General features: G+C 63.1%; 7 protein-coding genes, 1 tRNA gene and 1 pseudogene. 6 read left to right on the plus strand and 3 right to left on the minus strand.

The window, feature by feature from the left end:
* Positions 1 to 36: 36 nt before the first annotated feature.
* The 3 genes from hpt to F4Z81_12310 all read right to left on the minus strand — a co-directional run bounded on the left by hpt (position 37) and on the right by F4Z81_12310 (position 2,096).
* Positions 37 to 552 carry a hypoxanthine phosphoribosyltransferase gene (gene hpt / locus F4Z81_12300; GenBank protein ID MXW05830.1) on the minus strand — a complete coding sequence of 172 codons (516 nt, stop codon included), beginning with the start codon at positions 550 to 552 and terminating at the stop codon, positions 37 to 39.
* The gene (gene tilS / locus F4Z81_12305; GenBank protein ID MXW05831.1) at positions 552 to 1,982 is read right to left on the minus strand and encodes a tRNA lysidine(34) synthetase TilS; all 1,431 of its coding nucleotides are present in this window, start codon (positions 1,980 to 1,982) and stop codon (positions 552 to 554) included. Before tilS ends, hpt begins: the two co-directional genes overlap by 1 nt.
* 40 nt (positions 1,983 to 2,022) lie before the next feature.
* Positions 2,023 to 2,096 (minus strand) — tRNA-Met (locus F4Z81_12310).
* A gap of 158 nt (positions 2,097 to 2,254) precedes the next feature.
* On the opposite strand from F4Z81_12310, the gene F4Z81_12315 reads away from it, so the two are divergent.
* The 6 genes and pseudogenes from F4Z81_12315 to F4Z81_12340 all read left to right on the plus strand — a co-directional run bounded on the left by F4Z81_12315 (position 2,255) and on the right by F4Z81_12340 (position 10,010).
* Complete coding sequence (locus F4Z81_12315) at positions 2,255 to 3,679, plus strand: amino acid permease (GenBank protein ID MXW05832.1); 1,425 nt, start codon at positions 2,255 to 2,257, stop codon at positions 3,677 to 3,679.
* A gap of 8 nt (positions 3,680 to 3,687) precedes the next feature.
* Complete coding sequence (locus F4Z81_12320; GenBank protein ID MXW05833.1) at positions 3,688 to 4,620, plus strand: hypothetical protein; 933 nt, start codon at positions 3,688 to 3,690, stop codon at positions 4,618 to 4,620.
* Positions 4,621 to 4,645: 25 nt separating this feature from the next.
* Positions 4,646 to 6,094, plus strand: coding sequence for an extracellular solute-binding protein (locus tag F4Z81_12325; GenBank protein ID MXW05834.1), 1,449 nt, complete (start codon positions 4,646 to 4,648; stop codon positions 6,092 to 6,094).
* Between the two features lie 64 nt (positions 6,095 to 6,158).
* Positions 6,159 to 6,872 (plus strand): annotated as a pseudogene (locus F4Z81_12330) (ABC transporter ATP-binding protein).
* A 424-nt stretch (positions 6,873 to 7,296) separates the two neighbouring features.
* A complete protein-coding gene (locus tag F4Z81_12335) occupies positions 7,297 to 8,997 on the plus strand; it encodes an iron ABC transporter permease (protein ID MXW05835.1) in 1,701 nt (566 codons plus the stop codon).
* Positions 8,998 to 9,173: 176 nt separating this feature from the next.
* Positions 9,174 to 10,010, plus strand: coding sequence for a DUF502 domain-containing protein (locus F4Z81_12340; GenBank protein MXW05836.1), 837 nt, complete (start codon positions 9,174 to 9,176; stop codon positions 10,008 to 10,010).
* Positions 10,011 to 10,135: the final 125 nt, after the last annotated feature.

Raw genomic sequence — 10,135 nt, forward strand, 5'->3', positions numbered from 1 at the left:
ATGCGAGGCCGTATTCACGCCCGCATGCCCCCACGCTCAGGCATCCCGTTCATCGACCACGGCGACGTACGGCAGGTCCCGATAACGCTCGCCCCAGTCGAGGCCGTACCCTACGACGAAATCGCCCGGTATGTCGAATCCCCGGTAATCGATCGTCACGGTCGCACGGTGCGCCTCCGGTTTGACCAGCAAGGCGCATACCTTCAGAGACAACGGTTCTTGCTTCGTCAACACTTCCGTAAGATAGCCCAGCGTCAGCCCCGTGTCAACGATGTCCTCCACGATCACGGCGTGCCGTCCGCGGATGTTCACATCGAAGATTTCGGCCTTCACGACACCGGCAGAAACCTGCCCCGTCCCATAGGTTGAAGCGCGTACGAAGTCGATGGTGTGAGGTACCGTGATTTCCCGCATAAGGTCGGCGAGGAAGACCACGCACCCCTTGAGGCATCCGATGAGTACCGGGTTCTTCTCCCGGTAGTCCGTGGATAGCCGCGCACCGAGGCTTTTTACCTTCTCCGCGATCTGTTCTTCGGTGAGCAGGATTCTCATCACTTCGGATCTTTCACCATAAGCTCGGCGACCATCACCCGCCGGGTCTTCACGGTGACCAGGCCCTCGTTGCTCTGCCGGTAGCCCGCCACCCACAGGATCTGCGTTCCGTCCGTGACGACCGGCACGCGGTCGCGCAAGAGCCGGGGCACGTCCCACTCGTTGAACAGCTTCTTCAGGGACTTGTGTCCCGCCAGGCCGAAGGGCGTCATGCGGTCACCCCGTTCGCGGGAACGCACGGTCCACGGCCGGCGCACGGCCGCCGCATCGAAAACGGCCCGATTGGCCGTCGCGCCGGGCGCGGTTTCCGCGGACCCTTCCGCGACGTGGATCGACAGGTTCGTGCCCGGTACCTCCACCGTCCCGGGAACTTCCAGATTCAGTAGGAAAGGCGTTAACAAACCTCGACATAAAACCAGTTCGGACCTGCGGCATTCCATGCGGATCCCGCAGGGCAGTTCATGGATCCGGCCGACCGGCCCCCGGCCGATCCATGCACGGGCATCCTCCACCTGGTCGAAACGCAGTCGCTCCTCGTTGCCGCCCACGGTCCGGAACAGGCGCCGGACCAGGACCCGCTGCAGGGCGGGCGCCGCGTTCCCCCAGGCATCGAGGTCCACCCGAAGAATCTTCCCGTCCTCGTGCCGGGCATAATCGGCGAGGAACGTCGTCGCCTCTGCGTCCAGGTACTCCGCCTCGCCGCGCGTCATGTCGGCGAGCCGGGCCAGACCCTGCACGATATGGGGATTGTACTCCCTTTGCAGCAAGGGTACCAGGTGGTGCCGGATCCTGTTTCGGGGTACGTCCTGGTCCTCATTGGTGCGGTCGGTACGGTAGGACAAGCCGTGCTTCCGCGCATATTCGGCGATCTCGCCGGCGGTGACGTCCAGCAGAGGCCGGATGACCCATCCTTCCCTGACCGGCCGGATGGCGGACAGCCCCGAACTGCCGCTGCCGCGCAAGAGCCGCATCAATACCGTCTCGGCCTGATCGTCCGCCGTATGGCCGGTCGCCACGGCATCCGCATCCTGGTCCAGAAGCACCCTTCTCAGGAATCCGTATCGCACCTCGCGCGCGCCCTGCTCGACGGAACAGCCGTTTTCCCGGCAGTAGGCGGGGACGTCCGCCCGTTCCGCGACGCAGGGCAGGCCCAGTGACGCCGCGTAGTCCATGACGAAGGCGGCGTCTTCCCGTCCTTCCCCGCCGCGGAGACCGTGGTCGAGATGCGCCGCCCCCAGTTCCATGTCCAGCTTGCCGCGGAGGCCGTGCAGGACGTGCAGGAGGACCACCGAGTCCGCGCCGCCCGAAACCGCGGCGATCACCCGGTCGCCCGCCTTGACCATCCCGTGGCGCCGGACCGTATGCTCGACTTTATGTTCCAAGTCGTTCGGCATGGGAAATCCCGGCTTGTGGAATAGCGGGGGAGACATAATGAAAATGGCCTTCCGAGTGCAGAAAGGCCATGGAACATAGCGGCGCAGGGATTCGAACCCCGGACACTCGGATTATGATTCCGATGCTCTGACCAACTGAGCTACGCCGCCTCGAATCGAACATCCCAATATAGACCCGGACGGGTAGAGTGTCAAGGCAATTACCGGTTCGTACAGCCGGCTCTAATGTGATTGTTATTGACCTGCGAAAAGGGATGCATTACACATGTTTGTGCTAGATTTCACAGGCATTTCCGTCGAGGTGAGGATTGGCTGAAATCGATTCGAATACCGCCGCTGATCCGGTAGCCGATACCGAAGACGAAGGTCTCGTTCGGGGGCTCGGTCCCCTCGAAGCCACCACCATCATCGTGGGCGGCGTCATCGGTTCCGGCATCTTCCAGGCGCCGAGCGCCATCGCCTCCAACGTAGGCTCGCCGGGCATGAGCCTGCTCGTCTGGCTGGTCTGCGGTCTCCTCGCCCTGTGCGGCGGGCTCTGCATCGCCGAACTCGGCGCCATGCTGCCCCGGACCGGCGGCCAGTACGTCTACGTCCGCGAAGCCTACCGCAGGCGCTGGGTTACCTTCATCTACGGATGGTCCGCCTTCTGGCTCGTGTGGCCGGTTTCCATCGCCGCCGTCGCCAACGTATTCGCCAATTACCTGGCCAGTGTGGTCAACATCATCACCGCCGACACGGGCGGCCAGGGCATCGTCCTGAGCGACGGCGCCCAGGCGGTGATCGCTTCGGCGTGCGTGTTGATCCTGATGATGATCAACGTGGTCGGCGTCCGATGGAGCGGCCGGGTCACCAACCTGTTTACCTTCATCAAGGTTGCCGCGCTTGGCGGACTCATCCTGCTGGGCCTGTTCATGGCCGAGAAGGGATCGATGGCCCATTTCTCGCCGCTGTTCGGCGGTGGCGGGACGGCCGTGAGCGGATTCGCACTGGGCGCTTTCGGCGCGGCCATGGTGACCGGCCTGTTCTCGTACGAAGGATGGACCTTCTCCAGTTACGTCGCCGGGGAGATGCGCGACCCGCGCCGCAATCTCCCGCTGTCGATCATCGTCGGCGTACTCTTCGTAATCGTGATCTACCTGGCGGCGAACTTCGTGTACATGCTGGTCCTGCCCTTCGAGCAGGTCCAGACCTCGCAGTGGATCGCGGCGGACGTGATGAAGGTCCTGCTGGGCGACGGGGGCGCCCTCTTCATCTCGATCGGCGTGATGTGTTCCACCTTCGGCGGGGTTAACGTCCACATGCTGGTGGCTCCCCGCCTGTTTTTCGCCCAAAGCAGGGACGGTCTTTTCTTCAAGGGGCTCAGCCGCGCACACCCGAGGTTCCGCACGCCGGCGGCATCCATTCTCGCCCAGGGCATTCTGGCCGCCCTGTTCGCGCTGACGCCGAGGTTCGAGGATATCATCTCTTATGGCTCCTTCACTTCGTACTTTTTTTCCATCCTCGCGATCGCCGCGGTCATCGTGCTGCGCTTCAGCCGGCCCGACGCGAATCGACCTTACCGGACCTGGGGCTATCCGGTTACGCCCCTGCTTTTCCTCGCCGTCATATCCGGTTACCTGGTGTCTCTGCTGACTAACGTGGCGTTCATCTACAATACGCTCATCGGCCTGGCCATCGTCGCCGCCGGCTTTCCCTTCTACTTCTACTGGGAAAAGAAAAACAAAGGAAACTGAGGGATTTCATGCGGGATTTGCTGATCGTGGAACAGAACAACGTCATCCGCTACGATGACGTGTCACTTTCCCATCTCCAGGAGACCCTGGACGGCTCCAGGGGCCTGTTCTGGCTGGACATCGAGCAGATCACGGACGAAGACGCGGCGTTCTTGAGCGATTTCAAGGAGTTCGGCGTCCACCCCCTGTCGGTGAAAGCCTGCCGGGAGGTCTCCACCCGTCCCTATTCGGCGGTGTTTCCGGGACACCTGTTCATCGTCCTGCACGTGCAGGAGGGTCCGGACGGGCCGCCGGCCAAGTTGGGGTTCTTCCTGGCGCCCGACTACCTGGTTACCGTCCATGCCACCCCGCTGGCCTTTTTGCAGGAAGTCAAGGACCGGATCCAGCGGGATGCCCAGCTGATGCGGTCCACGGACCAGGCGGTCGGCCTGATCATGCAGACCATTGCCGACTGCCAGGACCCGCTGGTTGCCGAGCTTGTCGTGGAAACGATTCCACCGGACCAGGACCTGGAAGCCCGATGGATCTACGACAGGCAGCGCCGCCTGAACGACATGATCCATCTCGTAAGACCACAGTGCGACATCGTCCACTCGCTATACGCCGGCGAGAAACTCTCCCTGCAGCCGGATGCGGTCGTCCAGCTGCAGGACGCGTATCACCGGTTCAGGAATATGGCCGACGCGCTCACGCGCACCTGGGAAATGCTGAACGACGCGGCGATGGCCGCCCAGACGAAAGCCCTCAGGAGAATCGACGCCTCCTCGCGGCGCCTGACCTTCCTGGTCGCCCTGTTGCTTCCCGTGCTCGTCATAGCCGTCCTGCTCGGGATCGACGATCCCCCGATGAGCAACGTGGCCACACCGGCGGTCGTGGGCATCGGCCTGGCGGTTTCGTTGCTGGTCGCCATCGTGCTGGTCCTCACAGCGAGAAAGAGATAACGGACTTAAGCTCCTCGAGGTACCGTTGAACCGTCGTCCAGTCATTCGTTTCTTCCTACGGGGTCTCCTCTTTCGGGGTCTCCTCTTCACGGGCGTCGTATTTCACGCCGGCGACCCGGGCTCCATCTCCGCGCAGGACCGCCTGGTCATCGTCTCTCCGCACTGGGAAGGCATCCGCTACGAATTCACCCGGGGATTCGACGCCTTTTACCGCGATGAAACCGGTCGCGGGGTCGAGATCGAGTGGATGGACGTGGGTGGGACTTCGGAGATCATCCGGTTCATAAAGTCCGAGTTTACCGGCAAGCCGGAAGGCATCGGGATCGACATGATGTACGGCGGGGGCAGCGATCCGTTCGTGGAACTGGCGCGCCTCGACCTCCTGGCGCCGTACCGCCTTCCCGATGACCAGTTGGACGAGCTACCGGCCGAGGCGGGCGGATATCCGATATACGACGCGGAATACCGGTGGTACGGCGCGACAATGGCCGGGTTCGGCATCATGTACAACAAGCGGGTGGCGCAACTCGTGGAACTGCCCGTGCCGGAGACCTGGGAAGACCTGGCCGATCCCCGGCTCTACTCGTGGGTCGGCGCGGCCGATCCCCGTAAGAGCGGCAGCGCGCACGTGCCTTTCGAGATCATGCTGCAGGTCTACGGCTGGGAACGGGGCTGGCAGATCATTACCGCCCTGGGCGCCAACGCCCGGGGGTTCGCGAATTCGGGAAGCCAGGTGCCCAAAGACGTGACGTCCGGCGAAGTGGCCTACGGGATGGCCATCGATTTCTACGCCTGGGCACAGATCAACGCCGTGGGCCCCGAGATGATCGGATATACCATGCCGGACAATCTCACGATCCTGAACCCGGACGGCATATCCATTCTGAAAGGCGCGCCCAATATGGCTGTGGCGCAGTCCTTCCTTCGCTTTGTCCTGTCCGAAGCCGGACAGCGCCTGTGGATGCAGAAACCCGGCACGCCGGGCGGACCGGAGCAGTTCCAGCTGAACCGGTTCACGGTGCTGCCCCGCCTCTACCAGCGCATCGATCCGGCGCATACCTCGGTCACTTTCAATCCCTTTGCGTGGAAATCGTCTTTCGTGTACGATGCCGTGAAAGGCGCCGCTCGGCGTCATATCGTCGACGACATGATCGGCGTCTTCGTCATCGACGCCCACGCTGCCCTGCAACGAACGTGGCGGCGCGCCATCGAAACGGGCGACGTGGAGCGTCTCCTGCCGTCGCTGGGCGCCGTGCCCATCACGGAGGAGGAATCGCTGGCCCTGGACGACCGCTGGCGGGACCAGGCCTTCCGGAACCGGACCCTGCTCTCGTGGAGCCGGCTGGCGGCCGAGAAGTACGGATCGGGCGCGTCCGGCTGGGCCGGCGCCAGGTACCTGCTCTTCTCCGGCAGCGGCCTGGTACTGGCGGGGATGGTGCTTTACCTCTGGAGGTTGAAGCGGAGAAGCGGTTGAGGTACAGACGGATGCGTGATATTTCATACCCTGAATGGTTTTGCATATCTGGGGAGAACGAAGCATGGTCAGTCTGACCCTGCGGGGAGTAACCCGGAAATTCGGTGACGTGACGGCGGTCGACGACGTGTCGGTGGAGATCGCCGGAGGTGAACTGTTCTTTCTCCTGGGCCCATCCGGTTGCGGAAAGACGACGCTCCTTCGATTGATCGCCGGGTTCTACGCGCCCGACGCGGGAAGCATCCTGTTCGACGACAAGGACGTGACGAGGACGCCGCCCCACCGGCGGAACACGGGCATGGTGTTCCAGAACTACGCGCTCTGGCCGCACATGTCCGTCTGGGAGAACGTGGCCTATGGACTCGTCCTGCGCAAGATCCCGTCTTCGGAACAGAACGACCGCGTCTCGGAAGCCCTGGGGATGGTGAGGATGGATCGATACGGTGAGCGGTCGCCGAACCAGATGTCCGGCGGCCAGCAGCAGCGCGTGGCCCTGGCCCGCGCTCTCGTGATCCGGCCCGACGTGGTGCTGCTCGACGAGCCGCTGTCCAACCTCGACGCCCGGCTCCGCCTGGAAATGCGCGATGAGATCCGGCGGATCCACGATGAGACCGGCACGACGATGATCTACGTGACCCACGACCAGAAGGAAGCCCTTTCCATGGCGGACCGCGTGGCCGTGATGGACATGGGGGCCGTGGTCCAGACCGGGGAGCCGCGTTCGATCTACGATCGGCCCGCGAACGCGTTCGTGGCGGATTTCATCGGGGAGACGAATTTCGTGGCCGGCCGGTTGACGCGTTCGGAGCTTCCCCTGGCCGTCGAGACCGCAGTCGGCGTCCTCCATTCGACGGTCGAACCCGTCGAGGACCTGTCGCCAGGCGACGAAGTGGTCTGCTCCGTCCGGCCCGAGGCCATCCATGTTTCGGATCCGGACACCGCCGCAGGCGAAGACGCCGCCACCGTCGAGGACGAGAACGAGGAGGAAAACGTCATGGACGGCGTCGTCCGGCAGACCGTCTACCTCGGCGACCACGAGCAGTATTCGGTCCAGCTGGCCGACGGCACGCCCATGAAGCTGGTGGACCACCGTCCCGGGCGGCGGCTCGCCGGTCCCGGCGCGCCGGTCCGGTTGAAGTGCGACGCGTCACAGGTCGTCGTGCTCGGGAAACCGGGATAGCGGTACCGCGGAGCCTGCCCTCATGCCCAGTACCCGATTCGATCTCTCGGACCTGACCCCCGGCGTCCTCGCCATCCTGGGCATTCTCGTCCTCTTCTTCGGCCTCTTCCTGTTCTACCCGATCCTGCACGTCCTGTTGAACGCCTTCTACACGGACGAACAGTTTTCCGTGGAGTTCTTCGGACTGATGCTGCAGAGCCCGGTGCAGCAGCGGGCGCTGATCAACAGTTTCGAGCTGGGCATCGTCACGACCGCCCTCACGACGATCATCGCCCTGCCCATGGCCGTCGCTCTCGTGCGGTACGATTTCATCGGGAAGGGCCTGCTGGGCGGACTCGCCCTCGTGCCCATGATCATGCCCCCTTTCGTGGGCGCCATCGGGATGAAGCAGATGTTCGCCCGGTTCGGTTCGATCAACCTGTTCCTCCTGGAAACGGGCCTGATCGACGCGCCCATCGACTGGTTCGGAGGCGGCGGATTCTGGGGCGTCGTGATCCTCGAGGCGCTGCACCTGTACCCCATCATGTACCTGAACATCGCCGCCGCGCTGGCCAACGTGGACCCCAGCCTGGAGGAGTCGGCCCGCAACGTGGGCGCGGGCGGCTTCCGCCTGTTCCGCACCGTTACCTTCCCGCTCATGCTGCCCGGATATTTCGCCGGCGCGATCATCGTGTTCATCTGGGCATTTACGGATCTGGGTACGCCCCTGATCTTCGAATTCCGCGAGGTGGTGGCGGTCCAGATTTTCAACATGTCCACCGACGTCCACGCGAATCCCCTGGGCTACGCCCTGGTCGTCTTCGTCGTCCTGGTCACCCTCGCCCTGTTCTACCTCTCCAAGAAGTTCTTCGGCGGCCGCCACTACGAGATGGTCGCCCGCGGCCACGTGGCGTCGGCCTCGAAGCGAGCGACCTCGTTTGAGACCGTATTGATCTGGGGCATGCTCCTCTCCATCACGGGCATTGCGCTGATCCCCCACCTCAGTGTGGTCCTCACCTCCGTGACCGAACGCTGGTTCATGACCGTGCTCCCCTCCGACTACACCGTCGCCTATTACGGGCAGATCTTCGCCCACGACCTGACCCTGCTTTCCATCCAGAACAGCCTGTGGCTGAGCGTGATGAGCACCATCATCGATATCGTCCTCGGCGTCGCCATCGCCTACCTGCTGACCCGAAGGCGCTTCCCGTTCCGGGACGCGCTGGACGCCGTGGCCATGTTGCCCCTGGCGCTGCCGGGCCTGGTACTCGCCTTCGGGTACATCTCCGGTTTTTCGGGGACCTTCCTGGACGTCCGCGTCTCCCCCGTGCCCCTGCTGATCATCGCCTATGCCGTGCGCCGCCTTCCCTACATGGTCCGGGCGGCCTACGCCGGATTCCAGCAGATGAGCGTCACCCTGGAAGAGGCTTCCATGAACATGGGCGCCGGCCCCTTGAGGACGCTCTGGAAAATCACCATGCCCCTCGTGCTCGCCAACATAGCGGCGGGCGCCATACTCTCCTTTTCCTTCGCCATGCTCGAAGTGAGCGACAGCCTGATCCTGGCCATCAAGGAACAGTACTATCCCATTACCAAGGCCATCTACAGCCTGATGGGGCGCATTACCGACGGCCCCTACATGGCGAGCGCCATGGGCATGCTGGGCATGATCCTCCTGGCATGCAGTTTGCTGTTTACTGGTAAAGTGCTCGGCAGAAGAATGGGCCAGCTGTTCAAGGTATAGAACCAACCACACGGAGTCTGCGTCTAACGGACTAGCAGGATTTGTTTGGGAGAGGCCGGAATTTCGGTCGCGGGCTGGATGGAAAGGCATGCGGCCCCGTGAATGTCACGGCCTCGCGGGGTGAAACGGTTTCAGCGTTGTAACGGTTCCCGGTTGCGGAAGACAAGGCGCAAACTATGTCCACCTTCAATATGGATAACCTCCCGAAGCGTCCATCCAGGTTTTCCAGGATCCGTCATAGTCTCAAGCGAACGATGGTGTCCGGGCTGATCGCACTCATACCGCTCACCATCACCATCGCCGTACTGAGCTGGCTGCTGACCTGGCTGGACTCCTTCGCCGCGCCGGTCATTCGCGGGTTGCTGGGACTGGATACCCGCATCCCGGGACTGGGCATCCTGCTCATGCTGATCGTGATTTTCCTGGCTGGCTTCGTGGCTTCGAACGTAGTGGGAAGGAAGCTGATCACGTGGTTCGAAGACCTCATGATGCGGCTTCCCGTCGCGCGAAGGGTGTACCACCCGGTACGGAAGATCCTAGACACCTTCACGATGGCGGGGGAGACCAGGACCTGGAAGACCGTCGTGGTCGAGTACCCTCGCCGCGGCGCGTGGATGATCGCCTTCATCGCGGGAGACATTCCGAGTGAAGAACCACGTGACGATCTGGTGAGCGTTTTCGTGCCCAATACGCCCAATCCCGCCGCGGGTCGCGTGGTCATCGTGCCGCGCCGGGACGTGGTACCCGTGGACCTGTCGGTCGAGGAAGCGCTGGAATTCGTCGTTTCGGGCGGAACGGCCTTCAGCAACGTACTGACCCTGCCCGCGCTGCCGTCGCGCGATCAAACGGTGTCCCGGCAGGCGGAGTTCAGTTCGGCGGAGTCCCGGCAGGATCTTTCGGATTCCGCGTCTCCGGATGGACATCAGGTCTCCCCGTCCCGCGGCAACCGGCTTGCGCCCACATCCATGCGTGGCCGGCGCGTTCCCCTGACCCGGTCCGACGATCCGGTGTAGAGACGGCCGGACCCTGTGTCTCCGGGGTTTTCGCAAAAGTCTTGTGTTTTCTTATCTTTATAGTGATTATTTATCTTCTACCAACCGTATGGTTTGATATAGCCAGCGCCCAAGGACTCCTCGAC

This window comes from Gemmatimonadota bacterium, assembly GCA_009835325.1.
In the GTDB taxonomy this organism is placed as follows: Bacteria; JAAXHH01; JAAXHH01; order JAAXHH01; family JAAXHH01; genus JAAXHH01.